At 73.7% G+C, this 16,263-nt stretch carries 14 protein-coding genes; 5 read left to right on the top strand and 9 right to left on the bottom strand.

Annotated elements, in window-relative coordinates:
• Window positions 1-19: 19 nt before the first annotated feature.
• The gene (locus ACFVIU_RS26760; protein WP_385845563.1) at window positions 20-445 is read right to left on the bottom strand and encodes a DUF2000 family protein; all 426 of its coding nucleotides are present in this window, start codon (window positions 443-445) and stop codon (window positions 20-22) included.
• A 49-nt stretch (window positions 446-494) separates the two neighbouring features.
• Between ACFVIU_RS26760 and ACFVIU_RS26755 the strand changes: the two genes are divergently transcribed.
• Window positions 495-1,319 (top strand): AraC family transcriptional regulator, encoded by an 825-nt coding sequence (locus ACFVIU_RS26755; RefSeq protein WP_385845562.1) that lies wholly within the window; start codon window positions 495-497, stop codon window positions 1,317-1,319.
• On the opposite strand, the gene ACFVIU_RS26750 is transcribed toward ACFVIU_RS26755, so the two are convergent.
• Window positions 1,288-1,791: a YbjN domain-containing protein gene (locus tag ACFVIU_RS26750; RefSeq protein WP_385845561.1), complete on the bottom strand. Its 504-nt coding sequence runs from the start codon at window positions 1,789-1,791 to the stop codon at window positions 1,288-1,290. The two genes, ACFVIU_RS26755 and ACFVIU_RS26750, sit on opposite strands and share 32 nt — an antisense overlap.
• Entirely contained in the window at window positions 1,784-3,121 is a 1,338-nt protein-coding gene (mshA, locus tag ACFVIU_RS26745; RefSeq protein ID WP_385845560.1) for a D-inositol-3-phosphate glycosyltransferase, read from the bottom strand. Before mshA ends, ACFVIU_RS26750 begins: the two co-directional genes overlap by 8 nt.
• A 161-nt stretch (window positions 3,122-3,282) precedes the next feature.
• Here mshA and ACFVIU_RS26740 point away from each other — a divergent pair, with 161 nt between their 5' ends.
• The 3 genes from ACFVIU_RS26740 to ACFVIU_RS26730 all read left to right on the top strand — a co-directional run bounded on the left by ACFVIU_RS26740 (window position 3,283) and on the right by ACFVIU_RS26730 (window position 6,972).
• Entirely contained in the window at window positions 3,283-4,101 is an 819-nt protein-coding gene (locus tag ACFVIU_RS26740) for a class I SAM-dependent methyltransferase (protein WP_385845559.1), read from the top strand.
• A 208-nt stretch (window positions 4,102-4,309) separates the two neighbouring features.
• Complete coding sequence (locus ACFVIU_RS26735) at window positions 4,310-5,389, top strand: NlpC/P60 family protein (protein WP_385845558.1); 1,080 nt, start codon at window positions 4,310-4,312, stop codon at window positions 5,387-5,389.
• A gap of 281 nt (window positions 5,390-5,670) precedes the next feature.
• Window positions 5,671-6,972 carry a PP2C family protein-serine/threonine phosphatase gene (locus ACFVIU_RS26730; RefSeq protein ID WP_385845557.1) on the top strand — a complete coding sequence of 434 codons (1,302 nt, stop codon included), beginning with the start codon at window positions 5,671-5,673 and terminating at the stop codon, window positions 6,970-6,972.
• Between the two features lie 34 nt (window positions 6,973-7,006).
• On the opposite strand, the gene ACFVIU_RS26725 is transcribed toward ACFVIU_RS26730, so the two are convergent.
• The 3 genes from ACFVIU_RS26725 to ACFVIU_RS26715 all read right to left on the bottom strand — a co-directional run bounded on the left by ACFVIU_RS26725 (window position 7,007) and on the right by ACFVIU_RS26715 (window position 8,627).
• Window positions 7,007-7,354 (bottom strand): DUF2516 family protein, encoded by a 348-nt coding sequence (locus ACFVIU_RS26725; protein ID WP_385845692.1) that lies wholly within the window; start codon window positions 7,352-7,354, stop codon window positions 7,007-7,009.
• A 124-nt stretch (window positions 7,355-7,478) separates the two neighbouring features.
• The gene (locus tag ACFVIU_RS26720) at window positions 7,479-8,072 is read right to left on the bottom strand and encodes a hypothetical protein (RefSeq protein ID WP_385845556.1); all 594 of its coding nucleotides are present in this window, start codon (window positions 8,070-8,072) and stop codon (window positions 7,479-7,481) included.
• A gap of 81 nt (window positions 8,073-8,153) precedes the next feature.
• A complete protein-coding gene (locus tag ACFVIU_RS26715) occupies window positions 8,154-8,627 on the bottom strand; it encodes a helix-turn-helix domain-containing protein (RefSeq protein WP_385845555.1) in 474 nt (157 codons plus the stop codon).
• 177 nt (window positions 8,628-8,804) lie between these two features.
• On the opposite strand from ACFVIU_RS26715, the gene ACFVIU_RS26710 reads away from it, so the two are divergent.
• Window positions 8,805-11,168 (top strand): ATP-binding cassette domain-containing protein, encoded by a 2,364-nt coding sequence (locus tag ACFVIU_RS26710; protein ID WP_385845554.1) that lies wholly within the window; start codon window positions 8,805-8,807, stop codon window positions 11,166-11,168.
• 28 nt (window positions 11,169-11,196) lie between these two features.
• On the opposite strand, the gene ACFVIU_RS26705 is transcribed toward ACFVIU_RS26710, so the two are convergent.
• The 3 genes from ACFVIU_RS26705 to ACFVIU_RS26695 all read right to left on the bottom strand — a co-directional run bounded on the left by ACFVIU_RS26705 (window position 11,197) and on the right by ACFVIU_RS26695 (window position 16,185).
• The gene (locus ACFVIU_RS26705; RefSeq protein ID WP_385845553.1) at window positions 11,197-13,245 is read right to left on the bottom strand and encodes a HelD family protein; all 2,049 of its coding nucleotides are present in this window, start codon (window positions 13,243-13,245) and stop codon (window positions 11,197-11,199) included.
• A 66-nt stretch (window positions 13,246-13,311) separates the two neighbouring features.
• On the bottom strand, window positions 13,312-13,926 hold the full coding sequence (locus ACFVIU_RS26700) for a TetR family transcriptional regulator (RefSeq protein WP_385845552.1): 615 nt from the start codon (window positions 13,924-13,926) through the stop codon (window positions 13,312-13,314).
• Between the two features lie 9 nt (window positions 13,927-13,935).
• A complete protein-coding gene (locus ACFVIU_RS26695) occupies window positions 13,936-16,185 on the bottom strand; it encodes a phosphotransferase family protein (RefSeq protein WP_385845551.1) in 2,250 nt (749 codons plus the stop codon).
• Window positions 16,186-16,263 lie beyond the last annotated feature (78 nt).

Below are 16,263 nucleotides of genomic sequence, written 5' to 3'. Positions count from 1 at the left end.
GGGCCCCTCCCCGCGGGGCTCAGGGGTGCAGATGTGCGCCCTTGAGGATCTTGTCGACGCCGTTCCTGGGGCCGTACACCGCGAGCCCGACCAGGTCCAGGTCGGCCGTCGGGACCGCGCGGACGGCCGCCCGGTTGTCGTCGTCGTTGCCCGTCGTGAAGAGGTCCGCGGTGAAGACGGCGCGGGGCAGCGCACGGCTCAGCGCCCTGCCGTGCGCCGCCGTCAGTACTTCCTTGGTGCCCTCCAGGACCAGCACGGGCTGCCGGAACATCGGCAGGTACCCCACGCCGTCCGCGTCCTGGTACGGCTCCCCGATCACTTCGGGGACCTGGCTGCCCAGGCCGCTCACCAGGAACGCGGTGACGTTCAGCCGCTGCCAGGGCTCCAGGTCCTCGCGCAGCAGTACGGCGATCTTCGTGTCGAAACGAACGGGTTGCGTGGTCATGGAGTGAGACTGCCGGGCGGCTCGCCGCGTCGTCTTGTACGTTCTTTGCGTGGCCGCCGGGCAGGAAGTCAGCGCGTGGCGTCCCCGGGTCCCGGGCGTCACCGAGGTCTTCCACGCCCGCTTCACCGAGTACGCCTATCCCATGCACGTCCACGACGCCTGGACGCTGCTCATCGTGGACGACGGCGCCGTACGGTACGACCTCGACCGGCACGAGCACGGCACCCCGCACGACACCGTCACCCTGCTGCCCCCGCACGTGCCGCACAACGGCTCCCCCGCCACCCCGGGCGGTTTCCGCAAGCGGGTCGTCTACCTGGACACCAGCACGCTGGGCGAGGAGCTGATCGGGGCCGCCGTGGACGGTCCCGAGCTGCGGGACCCGCTGCTGCGGCGCCGGGTGGGACAGCTGCACACCGCGCTCGCCCGGCCCGGTGAGGAGCTGGAGGCGGAGAGCCGGCTGAGCCTGGTCGGGGAGCGGCTGCGGGACCATCTGCGGGGGCGGCCCGAGGTGCCGCACCCTCGCCGTGACGCCGGACTCGCGTGCCGGCTGCGGGAGTTGCTGGACGCCCGGGTGGTGGACGGCGTCCCGCTGGAGGAGGCCGCCCGGCTGCTGCACGCCCATCCGGCCCATCTGGTGCGGGCGTTCAGCGGCGCGTACGGCATCGCCCCGCACCAGTACCTGATGTCACGGCGGGTCGGGCGGGCCCGCCGGCTGCTGCTGGCCGGGACGTCGCCGGGCGCGGTGGCCGCCGCCACCGGGTTCTACGACCAGGCCCATCTGACCCGGCACTTCAAGCGCCTGGTCGGGGTGACCCCGGGCCGGTACGGCCGCGGCGGGGTCAGTCCGCCGGGCGTTCCAGCAGGTGGCTGAAGGCTTCCAGGTTCCGGGTGGACTCCCCGCGGGAGACCCGCCACGCGTACTCCTTGCGGATGGCGGAGGCGAAGCCCAGTTCCAGGAGGGTGTTGAAGGCGCCGTCGGCCGCCTCCAGGACCTGGCCGAGGAGGCGGTCGATCTCCTCGGGGGTGACGGCGGAGAGGGCCATGCGGGCGGTGAGGTAGACGTCGCCCAGCTGGTCGACGGCGTAACTCACGCCGTAGAGCCGGAGGTTGCGCTCCAGGAGCCAGCGGTGCACGGCCGGCTCGTTCTCGTCGGGGTGGCGGATGACGAAGGCGTTCAGGGAGAGGGAGTGGCGGCCCACCAGGAAGGAGACGGTGGTGGAGAGTTTGTGGGTGCCGGGCAGCTTGACCACGTAGGTGCCGGGTTCGGGGCTCTCCCAGTCGAGTCCGGCCTCCCCGAAGACCTCCTCCAGCACCTGTCCGGCCGCCTTCTGCGCATCACCCATGGTGGGAGCGTACGCGACGGCGGTGGGAGTGGGTCGCGGCCGTGTAGACGTCGGCGGTGGCGGCGGCCGCGGTGTCCCAGCCGAAGGACTCGGCGTGCCGGGCGGCGGCCTCGCCCATGACGGTGGACAGGGCCGGGTCGTCGGCGAACCGGCCCAGCACGCGCGCGTAGTCGGCGGGGTCGTGGCCCTGGACGAGGAAGCCGGTGGCGCCGTCGCGCACGGCGACCGGCAGTCCGCCGACGGAGGCCGCGAGCACCGGGGTGCCGGTCGCCTGCGCCTCGATCGCGACCAGCCCGAAGGACTCGCTGTACGACGGCATGACCAGCACGGACGCGGCCCGGAACCAGTCGGCGAGCTGCTCCTGGCCGACCGGCGGGCGGAACCGTACGACGTCGGCGATGCCCAGCCGGGCGGCGAGCTTCTGGAGCCCCTCCGGCTTGGCGAGGCCGCTGCCGCTCGGTCCGCCGACGACCGGGACGACGATACGGCGGCGCAGCTCGGGGCGCTGGTCCAGCAGCACGGCGACCGCGCGCAGCAGTACGTCCGGGGCCTTCAGGGGTTGTATGCGGCCGGCGAAGAGCGGGATCAGGGCGTCCTGGGGCAGGTCGAGGCGGGCGCGGGCGGCGGCGCGGCCGTCGGCGGGGCGGAAGCGGTCGAGGTTCACGCCGGGGTGGACGACGGCGACCTTCGAGGGGTCCGCGGAGTAGTGCCGTACCAGTTCCTCGGCCTCCTCGTCCGTGTTGGCGATCAGCCGGTCGGCGGCGGCCACGATCTGGGTCTCGCCGATGACCCGGGCGGCCGGCTCGGGGGTGTCGCCGTCGGCCAGGTTGGCGTTCTTGACCTTGGCCATGGTGTGCATGGCGTGCACGAGCGGGACGCCCCAGCGCTGGGCGGCGAGCCAGCCGACGTGGCCGGAGAGCCAGTAGTGGGAGTGGACCAGGTCGTAGTAGCCGGGGCGGTGGCCGGCCCAGGCCTGCATCACGCCGTGCGTGAAGGCGCACAGCTGGGCCGGGAGGTCCTCCTTGGCCAGCCCCTCGTAGGGGCCCGCGTCGACATGCCGGACCAGCACGCCGGGGGAGAGTTCGACGGAGGGGGGCAGGCCGCCCGCGGTGGCCCGGGTGAAGATCTCGACCTCGATGTTGATCGCGGCCAGCCGCTGGGCCAGCTCCACGATGTAGACGTTCATGCCGCCGGCGTCGCCCGTGCCGGGCTGGTGGAGCGGGGAGGTGTGCACGGAGAGCATGGCGACCCGGCGGGGCCTGCGAAGCAGTCGCAGACGGGGGGCGGCCGCCGGGGAGCGGCGCCCGAGCCTGCTGACGTACTGGCTCACGTGGCGATCCTCCTTGCTGCGGACATGCCGACACAGAGGACCGACCGCGCCCTCCAGGGGATGCAACAGCGGATGCGGGCCCGCCCTTCCCCGATCAATCGGCTTTACCCAATCATTACCCGAGCCGCGCTGCCGCCCCGGCGGCCCTTACCCTCGTACGCATGAAAGCCCGCGCAGCGACCCGCACCCCCGTCGTGGGAACGGTGACCCGCGGGACCACCAACCCCAACCGGCTGCGCCGCATGGACCGCTGGATCGCGGCCGAGCACGGCGCCGAGCTGCGCCGCGCCGCCGATCCGCTGGCCGTCGACCTCGGCTACGGCGCCGCGCCCTGGACCGCCGTGGAGCTGCTCGGCCGGCTGCGTACCGTCGCCCCCCGCGCGCGCGTGGTCGGCATCGAGATCGAGCCGGATCGGGTCGCCGCGGCACGGCCGTACGAGCGGGAGGGGCTGGCCTTCCGGCACGGCGGCTTCGAGGTGCCGGTGCCCGGCCGGCCGCTGCTCATCCGGGCCGCCAATGTGCTGCGGCAGTACGACGAGGACCAGGTCGCCGCGGTCTGGGAGCGGCTGTGCGCGCGGCTCGCCCCGGCGGGCGCGGGCTCGCGTGGCGGGCTGCTGGTCGAGGGCACGTGCGACGAGATCGGGCGGCGGCACGTCTGGGTCGCACTCGGCCCGGAGGGGCCCCGGACCGTCACCTTCGCGACCCGGCTGGGCTCCCTGGAGCGACCCTCGGACCTCGCCGAGCGGCTGCCGAAGGCGCTGATCCACCGGAACGTGCCGGGCGAACCGGTGCACGCCTTCCTGCGCGACTTCGACCGCGCCTGGGCCGCCGCCGCCCCCTACGCCTCCTACGGCGCCCGCCAGCGCTGGCTCCGCACGATCCGCGCCCTCACCACGGACTGGCCGGTGACGGACCGCCCGACCCGCTGGCGCCAGGGCGAAGTGACGGTGACGTGGGAGGCGTTGGCGCCCCGCCACTGAGATCACCGCCCCAGCCGCCGAGATCACCCCACCGGGTTCCGGACCGGCACCACCGCCCCGCCGCCGAGATCACCCCGCCGGGTTCCGGACCAGTACCGGCACCACCCAGCCGAGATCACCCACGCCCCCTGTCGATTTGCGGTCAGTCGTGGCACGATCCCCCAGACAAGCCACAAGTTACTGACGGTAAATCAGTTGGGGGCGAGGTATGGGTTCGGGGAAGCGCGGTCTGCTCACGGCCGCTCTGACCGTGGTCTGCGCGGTGACCGTCCTGGCGGCACCCGGTACGGCCTTCGCGGCTCCGGTGCCGACGCCGAGCAGCACGCCGAGCCCGGCCCCCTCCACCGCCACGGACTCCGGCCTCGAACAGGTCCGCGCCACGCTCGACAAGCTGTACCACGACGCGGCCGTCGCCACCGACGCCTACAACGCCGCCGAGGAGAAGGCGAAGAAGCAGTCCGCCGCGATCGTCGCGCTGGCGAAGAAGATCGACCAGGGGCAGCAGCGGCTGGCCAAGCTGAAGAACCAGGCGGGCGCCGCGGCCCGCGAGCAGTACCGCACCGGCGGAGTGTCCCCCACCGCCGAGTTCCTGCTCAGCGACGACCCGGCACAGGTCCTGGACGGCGCCGGACTGGTCCTCCAGGGACAGCAGGCGGCGAACCACCTGATCGGTGAACTCACCGGCACCCAGAAGACCTTGCAGGGGTACGCCGACGCCGCCGCGGCCGAGTGGAAGAAGCTGGACGCCGACCGCGAGGCCAAGGCCGCCGCCAAGAAGCGCATCCAGCGCCGGATCGCCGACGCCAAGAAGCTGGAGTCGCAGCTCCAGCAGAAGGAGAAGGACCGGCTGGCCCAGCTGGAGGCGCAGGCCGCGCAGAAGGCGCAGACCGCCTGGCTGGACACCGGCATCCTCAAGAAGATCCACGGCAAGGCCTCCGCACAGGGCGAGAAGGCCGTCGCCTTCGCCGGCGCCCAGATCGGCAAGCCGTACGTGTGGGGCGCCGAGGGCCCGCGCGCCTACGACTGCTCGGGCCTGACCTCCCAGGCCTGGGCCGCCGCCGGCCACCCCATCCCGCGCACCTCGCAGGAGCAGTGGCGGCAGCTCAAGCACATCGACATCAAGGACATGCGCCCCGGCGACCTCATCATCTACTTCTCCGACGCCAGCCATGTCGCCCTCTACATCGGCGACGGCGCGATCATCCAGGCCCCCCGCCCGGGGCGCACGGTGACGATCGCGGGCGCCGGTTCCATGCCGATCCTGGGCGTCGTACGGCCGGACGCCTGAGCCGGGGCGGATCACCATCTGCCCCGTGACACAGGTCATGTGACCCACTCCACGGCCAACGCCCGCACAAACCCGCCCAGGACGTGAGCTTCGTCATCCCGGACGGTCCGCCGCGGTGTCCAACTGCGCTACGGAACGCGGCATATGACGGCTGCCCGCGCCAAGGCGACGCGGCTCACACCATTCCATCGGGGTGGAGACACCCGCTATGGTCACCCGTCGGTGGCTCGAGACCCCTCGACGCCGCCGTGCCCTCGGGGGGAGGGAAGGAATCCAAGACAATGCCCGTACCCGTACCGCGGCAGAGAGCGATCCCGGCCGTGGAGAGTGGTCAGGCTGAGGCCGCCTCCGCAGTCGGCGGCCCCCTCAAGGAAGAGGCCCACCGCGACGCCACCGCCACCGGCGGCACCGGCGCCACTCTCACCCTGCTGCTGATCGAGGACGATCCGGCCGGTTCGCCGATCGTGCCCGACCTGCTGGACTCGGCCGGCAAGCCGATCCGGGTCCGCACGGCCCGCAACCTCACCGAGGCCGAGCGGCTGCTCACCGACGACGTCCACTGCATCCTGCTGGACCTCGCGCTCCCGGCGCCCGGCAACAGCGGCACCGAGGACGAGCTGGCCGTGCTCAAGCACGTGCTGCGGCTCGCGCCCCGGCACGCCGTGCTCGCGCTGACCGCCTCCGCGGACGCCGAGCGCGGCGCCGAGGCCGTGCGCGTCGGCGCCCAGGACTACCTCTTCCGGGACGAACTGGACGGCCGGCTGCTCAGCCGCGCCATCCGCTACGCCGTGGAGCGGAAGCGATCCGACACGGCCGAGCGACGCCTCGCCGAGGGCCGGCTGCGCGCCCAGGAGAACCGACGGCTGGAACGCGGTCTGCTGCCCACCCCGCTGCTGGAGGGCTCCTCGCTGCGCTTCGCCGCCCGCTACCGCCCGGGCCGCTCCCGGGCACTGCTCGGCGGCGACTTCTACGACGCGGTCCGCACCCCCGACGGCACCGTGCACGCCATGATCGGCGATGTGTGCGGGCACGGCCCGGACGAGGCCGCGCTCGGCGTGGAGCTGCGCATCGCCTGGCGGGCGCTGACCCTGGCCGGGCTGAGCGGGGACGAGCTGCTGGGCACGCTCCAGGAGGTGCTGGAGCACGAGCGCTCGGACGAGGAGATCTTCGCGACGTTGTGCACCGTGGACATCGCGCCCGACGGACGCAGCGCGGGCCTGTGCCTGGCCGGTCACCCGGCCCCGCTGCTCGCCCGGCCCGGCCGCCCGGCCACGTTGCTCCCCTACGACAACAACGGCCCCGCCCTCGGCCTGCTGCCCGGCGCCCGCTGGCCGCGGATGCAGGTGGAGCTGGGGGCCGAGTGGAGCCTGATGCTCTACACCGACGGGCTGATCGAGGGCCGGGTCGGGGCCGGCGGCGAGCGGCTCGGCCAGGACGGCATGGTGGAGCTGATCCGCCGGCAGCTGGGCGAGGGCCTGCGCGGCGAGGAGCTGCTGCGCGCCGCGGTCCACGAGGTGCGGGACCTCAACGGCGGCGAACTGACCGACGACGTCGCCGTGGTCCTCCTGGACCGGGCGCCGTAAGGATCTCGCGAGCAGGGGGCAGGCCTGGAAGGGGCTAGCGCCCGCCGTTCCACGGGCCGTACGGGCCGTCGCTGCTGCTGCCGCGGCCGCGGCCCCAGCCTCGGCCGCCGCCGGAGACCTGCTTGAGGGCGGGGCGGACGTCGACGATGTAGACGATGCTGGCGACCACGCCCGCGATCGGCAGGATCGACAGGATCGAGAACAGGTAGCTGACGATCAGCGCGATGCCGAGGATGATCAGCCAGAAGACCTTGTTCTGCTTGTCGGCGGCACGGAAGGCGTCCTCGCGGCGGAACGCGGCATCGGCGAGGCCGAACGCCGCCAGCGCCATGAGGATGATCTTCAGGATCCCCAGGAACCCCGCGAAGCCCAACATCAGCATGCTGCCCACCACCCGCCGTCCTCTTCCGCCACGAACCGGTGTGCCGGTCCGTACGCCACCGTACCCATAGAACGGGCCGGACACCCCAAAGGTGCCCGGCCCGGCCCTGCCACGACGGTCGGTCTCACTTGGCCGGCGGGGTCGTCTTCTTCGCGGGGGTGGCCTTGCGGGCGGCCGGGGTCTTCTTCGCCGCGGGCTTCTCCGCGCCGGCCTCGGCGGAGGCGTCGGCCGCCGGGTGCTCCTCCCGGACCTCGACCGGCTCGGGCTTGCCCTCGACGGCGATCGCCAGCTCCTCGATCTCCTCGGCGGCCTCGCCGCGCCAGGTCTTCACGGTCTGCTCGCCGCGCTCGGCGACCTTCTCGTAGGTCTCGCGCGCCTTCACCGCGTACTCGGCGGCGATGCCGACCCCGCGCAGCGCGAAGTCCTGGGCCTGCTCGCCCAGCTTCTTCAGGTCCCCGTCGATGAGGCCGAAGAACTCGTTCACCTTGGTCTGGAGCGTCTCCTGCGCCTCCTTGGCCCGCGCCGCGGCCTTCTCCTGCACGGCCTTCGGGTCGGTGTTGCGCACCTTGTCGATACGGGCCGGGGCCTCGGTGCGCAGCTGCTCGACCAGCGCGGGCACCTTCTTGGCCTGCTGGAGGGCGAGGTCGGCGGTGCCGGCGGCGAAGTAGAGCGGAGTCGGGTCGCTGAGGGTCTTGCGCAGGTCGTCGGTGATGGCCATCGTGATCTGGTCCTCCCGGATTCGCGTTCGGCTGAGGTGGGTGTGGTCCGCGGTGGTGCGTCCGGAGCCCTGGTCCGGCTCTTATCCGGCCGTCCGCCGCGGACTCGCATCGGCATCGTCGCCCTCGGCACGGGGTGTGCCGGTGCCGTCGGGTTCCCGCTCCGCGTCCGCCATGCCGTCCCCGTCCGCGGCGGGCTCGCCGACCCCGAATCCGTTCTCCTTGCGGAACGACTCGTAGATCTGGAGCAGCACCTGCTTCTGCCGCTCGTTCAGCGAGGGATCGGCGAGGATGACCGCCCGGGTCTCCACCTCTTCCCGGTCCCGCTCGGCGTCGAGGATGCCGGCGCGGACGTACAACGTCTCGGCGGAGATGCGCAGGGCCTTGGCGACCTGCTGGAGCACCTCCGCGCTGGGCTTGCGCAGCCCGCGCTCGATCTGGCTCAGATACGGATTGGACACCCCGGCGGCATCGGCGAGCTGCCGCAGCGAGAGCTGGGCGGTCCGCCGCTGCTCGCGCAGGTACTCACCGAGATTGCCGACGTTCAGCGATGCCATGCCCCCACCTTGCCGCACCGTCGCTAACAATTGCAAGCACCCTGCTTGCAAGAGTGTCGCGCTCGTGTTGCGACCCTCCCGTGAACGGCGGCTCTCCCGTGAACGGCGGCCCTCCCGTGAACGGATCGGTCAGGAACGGAGAAGCGCCCGGCACCGCGCGCCGCTAGGTTGGCCGGCATGGACGCCACCGCAGCGCACGCCGCCGACCGCCACGACCTGATCCGGGTGCACGGCGCCCGGGAGAACAACCTCAAGGACGTCAGCGTCGAGATCCCCAAGCGCCGGCTGACGGTGTTCACCGGGGTGTCCGGCTCGGGCAAGAGCTCGCTGGTGTTCGACACCATCGCCGCCGAGTCGCAGCGGCTGATCAACGAGACGTACAGCGCCTTCGTGCAGGGCTTCATGCCCACGCTCGCCCGGCCCGACGTCGACGTGCTGGACGGGCTGACCACCGCGATCATCGTGGACCAGCAGCGGATGGGCGCCGACCCGCGCTCCACGGTCGGCACCGCCACCGACGCGGGCGCGATGCTGCGCATCCTCTTCAGCCGGCTCGGCACCCCGCACATCGGCTCGCCCAAGGCGTTCTCCTTCAACGTCGCCTCGATCAGCGGCGCGGGCGCGGTCACCGTGGAGCGGGCCGGCCGGACCGTCAAGGAGCGGCGCAGCTTCAGCATCCTCGGCGGGATGTGCCCGCGCTGCGAGGGCCGGGGCACGGTCACCGACATCGACCTCACCCAGCTCTACGACGACTCCAGGTCCCTGAACGAGGGCGCGCTCACCATCCCCGGCTACAAGTCCGGCGGCTGGAACTACCGGCTCTACGTCGAGTCCGGGCTGTACGACCCGGACAAGCCGATCCGCGACTTCACCCAGCGGGAACTGGCCGACTTCCTGCACCGCGAGCCGACCCGGATGAAGATCGCGGGCATCAACATGACGTACGAGGGGCTGATCCCCCGGATCCAGAAGTCGATGCTCGCCAAGGACCGGGAGGGGATGCAGCCGCACATCCGGGAGTTCGTGGACCGGGCGGTCACCTTCACCACCTGCCCCGACTGCGCGGGCACCCGGCTCAGCGAGACGGCCCGGTCGTCCAAGATCCGGGGGATCAGCATCGCCGACGCGTGCGCGATGCAGATCAGCGACCTGGCCGCCTGGGTCGGCGGCCTGGACGAGCCGTCGGTCGCGCCGCTGCTCGACTCGCTGCGGCACACCCTCGACTCGTTCGTGGAGATCGGCCTCGGCTATCTCTCGCTGGACCGGCCCGCGGGCACCCTGTCGGGCGGTGAGGCGCAGCGGGTGAAGATGGTCCGGCATCTCGGCTCCTCGCTCACCGATGTCACCTACGTCTTCGACGAGCCCACCGCCGGTCTGCACCCGCACGACATCCAGCGGATGAACAAGCTGCTGCTGCGCCTGCGGGACAAGGGCAACACCGTGCTCGTGGTGGAACACAAGCCCGAGGTGATCGCCATCGCCGACCATGTCGTCGACCTCGGCCCCGGCGCCGGCGCGGCGGGCGGCACCATCTGCTTCGAGGGGACCGTGGCCGGGCTGCGCGCGGGCGGCACCCTCACCGGGCGCCATCTGGACGACCGGGCGAAGGTGAAGGCGACCGTGCGCAAGGCCACCGGCGCGCTGGAGATCCGCGGGGCGAGCACGCACAACCTCCAGGACGTCGACGTCGACATCCCGCTCGGTGTGCTGACCGTCGTCACCGGCGTCGCCGGGTCCGGCAAGAGTTCGCTGGTGCACGGGTCGATCCCGGCCGGCGCGGGGGTGGTCTCGGTGGACCAGGCGCCGATCCGCGGCTCCCGGCGCAGCAACCCGGCGACGTACACCGGGCTGCTCGACCCGATCCGCAAGGCGTTCGCCAAGGCCAACGGCGTCAAGCCGGCCCTGTTCAGCGCCAACTCCGAGGGCGCCTGCCCCACCTGCAACGGCGCCGGGGTCGTCTACACCGACCTGGCGATGATGGCCGGGGTCGCCACCACCTGCGAGGAGTGCGAGGGGCGGCGGTTCGAGGCGTCGGTGCTGGAGTACGAGCTCGCGGGGCGGAACATCAGCGAGGTGCTCCAGATGCCGGTGTCCGAGGCGGAGGAGTTCTTCGGCACCGGTGAGGCGCGCACCCCGGCCGCGCACCGGATCCTCGGCCGGCTGGCCGACGTGGGTCTCGGCTACCTGACCCTGGGCCAGCCGCTCACCACGCTCTCCGGCGGTGAGCGGCAGCGGCTGAAGCTGGCGACGCACATGGGCGAGAAGGGCGGGATCTACGTCCTGGACGAGCCGACGACCGGCCTGCACCTCGCGGACGTCGAGCAACTCCTGGGCCTGCTGGACCGGTTGGTCGACTCCGGCACGTCGGTGATCGTCGTCGAGCACCACCAGGCGGTCATGGCCCACGCCGACTGGATCATCGACCTCGGCCCCGGCGCGGGCCACGACGGCGGCCGCGTGGTCTTCGAAGGCACCCCGGCGGACCTGATCGCCGCACGGTCCACGCTGACGGCGGAGCACCTGGCGGAGTACGTCCGGTAACGCGCCCGCTCAGAACGGCGCCGCCCGCTCAGAACGGCAGCGGCCGTTCGTGCACCACGTCCAGCCTCGACACCGCCCGGGTCAGCACCACGTACAGCCGGTGCGCGCCCCGCTCCTCGGCCTCCGCGACCGCCGCCGGTTCCACGGCGACCACATGGTCGTACTCAAGTCCCTTCACCATGCTCGCCGGTACGACCGTCAGCCGGGCGCCGAGGCGGTCCGGTCCGGCCGGGGAGAGGCCTGCCGCGGCGAGGGCCCGCCGGACCCGGTCCAGGTCCGCGTCCGCGGTGACGACCCCGACGGACCCCTCGTGGGCGAGGGCCTCGGTGACGGCGGTGACCGTCGTCGCGAGGAGGTCGTCGGTCGCGCGGACGCGCAACTCCCCGTCCGCGCGCAGGGAGTGGGCCGCCGGGACGGCCACCCCCAGCCGGGGCAGCAGCCGGTTGGCGAGGGCGAGGACCGCCGCCGGCACCCGGAAGCCGGTGGTGAGCGGGACCACCGCCGCGTCCGGCTTGCCGAGGTGGCGCAGCTGGACGGACCAGTCGCGGGCGGCCCAGGGGGTGGTGCCCTGGGCGAGGTCGCCGAGGACGGTCAGGGAGCCGAAGGCGGCCCGGCGGGCGATGGCCCGGCACTCCATGGGCGACAGGTCCTGCGCCTCGTCGACGACGATGTGGCCGTACCCCTCGGGATGTTCGATCAGCCCGCCGAGTTCGTCCAGGAGGACCAGGTCGGCGGCCGACCAGCGGGCCGACTTGAAGGAGCGCGGCGGGCGCGGCCAGAGCAGGGCGGCCTGCTCGGCGGGGTCCAGCAGGCCCCCGGCCGCCCGGGCCAGGGCCTGGGCGTCGCCGAGGAGCCCGGCGAGGACCTCCTCGGGGCGGACCTTCGGCCAGACCGCGTCCAGGTGGGCGGTGAGCGGCCGCGCGTGTTCCATGCGGCGCACCCAGGCGGCGGGCCGTACCCCGGAGCGCCGCTCGGCCTGCTCGCGCAGGAGCGCCACCACCCGGGTGCGCACCCGCTCGCGGCCGACGGCGTACGGCGGTTCCTCCGCGCGGACCTCGGCGACGATCGCGGCGAGCCGGCCGGCGGGCACCCGCCAGCGGTAGCTGCCGTCGGGCACCACCAGGTCGGTCACGCCGTCGGGGGTCACCCGCGCGTACAGCGCGCGGCGCAGCACCTCGGCCATGCGGGGGTCGTGCTTGAGCGCGGCCGTCTCCCCGGGGTCGGTGCCGGTGGCCGGGTGGGAGGCGATCTCCTCCAGGAGGGTGGACTGCCGGACGGCCCGGTCGGTCTCGCCGAGGGCGGGCAGCACCTGGGCGATGTAGGTCAGGAAGGTGCGGTTGGGGCCGAGGACGAGCAGCCCGGCCCGGTCCAGCCGCTTGCGGTGGGTGTAGAGCAGGTAGGCGGCGCGGTGCAGGCCGACGGCGGTCTTGCCGGTGCCGGGGGCGCCCTGGACGCAGACGGAGTCGGTGAGGGCGGCCCGGACGAGGTCGTCCTGGTCGGGCTGGATGGTGGCGGCGATGTCCCGCATCGGTCCGACGCGCGGCCGTTCGATCTCGTGGGCGACGATGTCGCTGGCCCGGGACTCGCCCCGGCCCAGGTGCTCGTCCTCCAGGCCGGTGAGGTCGGCGGAGTCGCCCCGGGTGCCGGGCGCCCAGCCGAACCGGCGGCGGACGTCCACACCCTGTGGATGACGGGCACTGGCCTGGTAGAAGGCGCGGGAGACGGGGGCCCGCCAGTCGATCACGAGGGGTGGGGCGGCCGGGTCCTCGGTGATGCGCAGCCGCCCGACGTGGTAGCTCTGCCCGCCGTGCGCGGGGTCGTCGGCGGCGAAGTCCAGGCGGCCGAAGAAGAGCGGGCCGGGCGGCAGTTCGCGCATCGCCTTGGCCCGGCTGCGCAACTGGTAGCCGAGCACCTCGGCGTCGGCGCCGGAGGCGGAGACGTCCTCGCCGGAGACGACCTGTTCGGCGGCGCCCTCGACCATCGCGGCGAGAGCGGCGCGGCAGGCGTCGTGGTGGGCGCGCTCGGTGTGCAGGGTGTCGGTGAGGGCGGGGCCGGGGGTGGGGTCGAGTGCCGTCATGGCGCCAGCCTACCGCCATAGTGTTACCGAGTTACATTTTTAACCGAGTCTCAGCAAAACTCTGTCTCAGCGCGCAGACCCCCACTCCGGCAGCCCCCGCTTCAGCCGCCCGAACGCCCGCTCCGCAGCCGTGACCGCATCCGGCGCCACCTCCGCCACCTGCTCCCCCGCCGCGATCCGCCGCCAGTTCTCCTCCGCGAGGATCCGCTGCACGGCGACGATCTGTCCCGCCGCCAGCCGGGCGTCCAGCCCCCCGCCGAGGGCCTCCGCAAGGGCCTCCTCCTGCCGCCGCAGGTGCCGGTGCGCCCGCGCCACCAGGGCCGGAGTGCCGTAGAGCAGGGCGTGGAAGGCGAGCACGTCGGGGTGGTCGTTCAGGCCCGTGACCGGGTCGCGCCGCTCCAGCCCGGCGAGGAAGTGCCGGAGCAGCGCGTCCACCGGGTCGGCCGCTCCGGAGACCACCCGCGCCGCCTCCGTCTCGTGGTCGGCGATCCGGTGCAGGACCAGGTCCTCCTTGGCCGGGAAGTACCGGAAGAGGGTCGGCTTGGAGATTCCGGCCGCGGCCGCGACCTCGGCCACCGACACGGCGTCGAAGCCCCGCTCCAGGAACAGCCGTACGGCGGTGTCCGACACCTCCTGGTACATCCGCTGCTTCTTGCGCTCCCGCAGACCCATCTCAGCCATGGGGCGAGCCTACGCAGTGCCGGTGGGGCGGGCGGGGCCCACGGTCCAGGCCGGACCGGGGCCGCCGCGCCTGCGGGCGGACAGGCCGAGCGAGGCGGTCGCCGCGGCCAGCGTCATGGCGTACGAGTCCAGCGCGCGGCGCACGTTCGGCGCGTCCAGACTCACCCCGGTGACCAGCCGGTCCAGGTCGACATAGGCGGAGCGGACGATCTCGATCCAGCGGTACACCCGCCAGTCCTCCCGCCACTGGCGGGTGAACCGCTCCGGCAGCCGGGCCTCCCAGCGGCGGAACATCCGGTCCCGGATCTCCGGCCGGGTCGGGGTGAGGTGCATGTGCCGGACCAGCTCGTACAGCGGGTCGCCGACCAGGGCCATCTCCCAGTCGATGAGGGTGAGCGCCGGACCGTCGTCGCGGCGGACCAGGTTCCACGGGTTGAGGTCGCCGTGCAGCAGGGCCGGGTCGCGCTCGGTGACCCGGTGCCGGGCGAGGATCTCGCGCAGCCGGGGCGCGTCGGGCAGGCCGAGCAGCCGGGCCAGCTGCTGGGACTCCTTCGGCAGGCCCGCGACCAGCGCCACCAGCTGCTCGCTGAGCCAGCCGTAGAAGGAGCAGCCGGGCCGGCCGGCCACCGGGTCGATCTGCGCGTGGTCGACCCCGGTCAGCGCGGCCAGCTGGTCGACCAGGCAGTCGGCCTCGTGCGGCAGCAGCCCGTCGACCGGGTGCCGCGGCCGCCGGCCGAGGTCGCGGGCGCCCTCGTAGGTGTGCACGGCGAACCGGTCGCCGCGGTAGCGGTGGCCGGGCCGCACGGCGTGGCTCGTGCCCAGCGCCAGCACCCGGGGCGCGGCCACCTCCACCCCGGACCGCTCGATCGCCCGCAGCACGGCGTGTTCGCTGAGGAAGCCCCGCTCCCGGCGCAGCCGTACGGTCAGCTCGCGGCGGACGACGACGGGGAAGCCGGTGCCGGGCACCCGCAGCACGGTGTTGAGGTGCGCGGCGCCCTTGAAGACCCGGTCGGCGGGGGCGGCGCCCTCCAGGAACAGCGCGTCGGCGACGGCCGGGTGCGGGAAGCGGGGGTGTTCGGGGACGCGTCCGTCCGGGGTCCAGCCGAGGGCCCGGGCCGCCCGGCTGATCGGCCTGCGGACGGCGGCCGAGGCGCCCCGCCGGAACAGGATCCGCTCGATCTCGCCGGCCTCGGGCACCCGGCCGAGGCCCAGCGGCTCGGCGGCGCGGCGCAGGGCGGTCCGCACGGTTGTGGTCGCCCGTTCCACGCGGGCCTGGTCGAACGCGTCCGCGGAGTCCTCCAGCGACCGTACGGCCCGGACGACGTCGGCGTAGAGGGACTGCGCGTGCTCGAACGCGACGTAGTGGCGCAGATCCCTGCCCAGCCCGGCCGCGGCCGCGGGCCGCACCCGGCGCACCGCGTCCGCCCAGGCGTCGGTCACCTCGGTCCACTGGTGGTCGGGGTAGCGCATGCGCACCAGGTGGACGGCGAGGTCGTGCAACGGGTCGCCGTACCCGGCCAGTTCCCAGTCCACGGCGAGCGGCGGACCGCCGTCGTACGGCAGCACCAGGTTGCCGCGGTGCAGATCGCCGTGGAACAGGCCGTACGGCCGCCGGGTCAGCGCCGGGACCCGGTCGGCGAACCGGGTCAGGGCGTCCTCGGGCACGCCGAGCGCGGTGAACAGGCCGCCGTAGCGGCGCCAGTTGGGCCGCCGGATCTGCTGGTCGGCGAGGTGCGCGAGGGTGCGCAGAAAGCCCTGGGAGTCGGTGTGGTGGCGGGGCCAGTCGGCCGGCCGGGGCGGCAGCGCGCCGCCGCGCACCTGCGTGAGGGCGGCGAGCAGCCCGGCGAGGTCCCGGAGCAGCGGGCCGGGGACGGGTTCGCCGGGCGGGCAGACCTCGGCCAGCACGTCCCCGTCCACGAAGCTGTGGACGGCGTAGCCCTCGCCCGCGGCCAGGCACTCCGGCACCCGGGGCAGCACCCGGCCGACCGCCCGCAGGATCTCCGGTTCGGCCGGCCAGGTCCGGATCACCACCGGCGGCACGTCCGCGCGCGGCACCCGCACCATCACCCGGGTGCCGGCGGACCGCCCCAGCAGCCCGGCCGCCGGCTCGGTGAGCGGGACCACGTGGTTGCGGTGGTGGAGCCCGCCGCGCACCCCGCCCCCGGCCAGGGCGTGGGCCACGAACTCCCGGACGGCGGCAGCCGTCCGGTCGCCGCGGGGGGCCCCGGCCGCGGCACGGGGGACGGACGGTGCGCCCACTGGCTGCTCCGGGTCGATCGCGCGAAAAAGAAGGTCAGCCCGGCAAGGAGTGGTGCCGGACACAGGGCCGTATCCGGG

Origin of the sequence: Streptomyces sp. NPDC127190, from assembly GCF_042672505.1 — a bacterium.
In the GTDB taxonomy this organism is placed as follows: Bacteria; Actinomycetota; Actinomycetes; order Streptomycetales; family Streptomycetaceae; genus Streptomyces.
Note: the sequence above shows the minus strand (reverse complement) of the source record. Positions and strands in the feature narration are given on the sequence as shown.

Coding starts and splice junctions, on each gene's coding strand:
- ACFVIU_RS26760 (WP_385845563.1), bottom strand. CDS start 445: ATGACCACGCAACCCGTTCGTTTCGACACGAAGATCGCCGTACTGCTG.
- ACFVIU_RS26750 (WP_385845561.1), bottom strand. CDS start 1,791: ATGGGTGATGCGCAGAAGGCGGCCGGACAGGTGCTGGAGGAGGTCTTC.
- ACFVIU_RS26740 (WP_385845559.1), top strand. CDS start 3,283: ATGAAAGCCCGCGCAGCGACCCGCACCCCCGTCGTGGGAACGGTGACC.
- ACFVIU_RS26735 (WP_385845558.1), top strand. CDS start 4,310: ATGGGTTCGGGGAAGCGCGGTCTGCTCACGGCCGCTCTGACCGTGGTC.
- ACFVIU_RS26730 (WP_385845557.1), top strand. CDS start 5,671: ATGCCCGTACCCGTACCGCGGCAGAGAGCGATCCCGGCCGTGGAGAGT.
- ACFVIU_RS26725 (WP_385845692.1), bottom strand. CDS start 7,354: ATGCTGATGTTGGGCTTCGCGGGGTTCCTGGGGATCCTGAAGATCATC.
- ACFVIU_RS26720 (WP_385845556.1), bottom strand. CDS start 8,072: ATGGCCATCACCGACGACCTGCGCAAGACCCTCAGCGACCCGACTCCG.
- ACFVIU_RS26715 (WP_385845555.1), bottom strand. CDS start 8,627: ATGGCATCGCTGAACGTCGGCAATCTCGGTGAGTACCTGCGCGAGCAG.
- ACFVIU_RS26710 (WP_385845554.1), top strand. CDS start 8,805: ATGGACGCCACCGCAGCGCACGCCGCCGACCGCCACGACCTGATCCGG.
- ACFVIU_RS26705 (WP_385845553.1), bottom strand. CDS start 13,245: ATGACGGCACTCGACCCCACCCCCGGCCCCGCCCTCACCGACACCCTG.
- ACFVIU_RS26700 (WP_385845552.1), bottom strand. CDS start 13,926: ATGGCTGAGATGGGTCTGCGGGAGCGCAAGAAGCAGCGGATGTACCAG.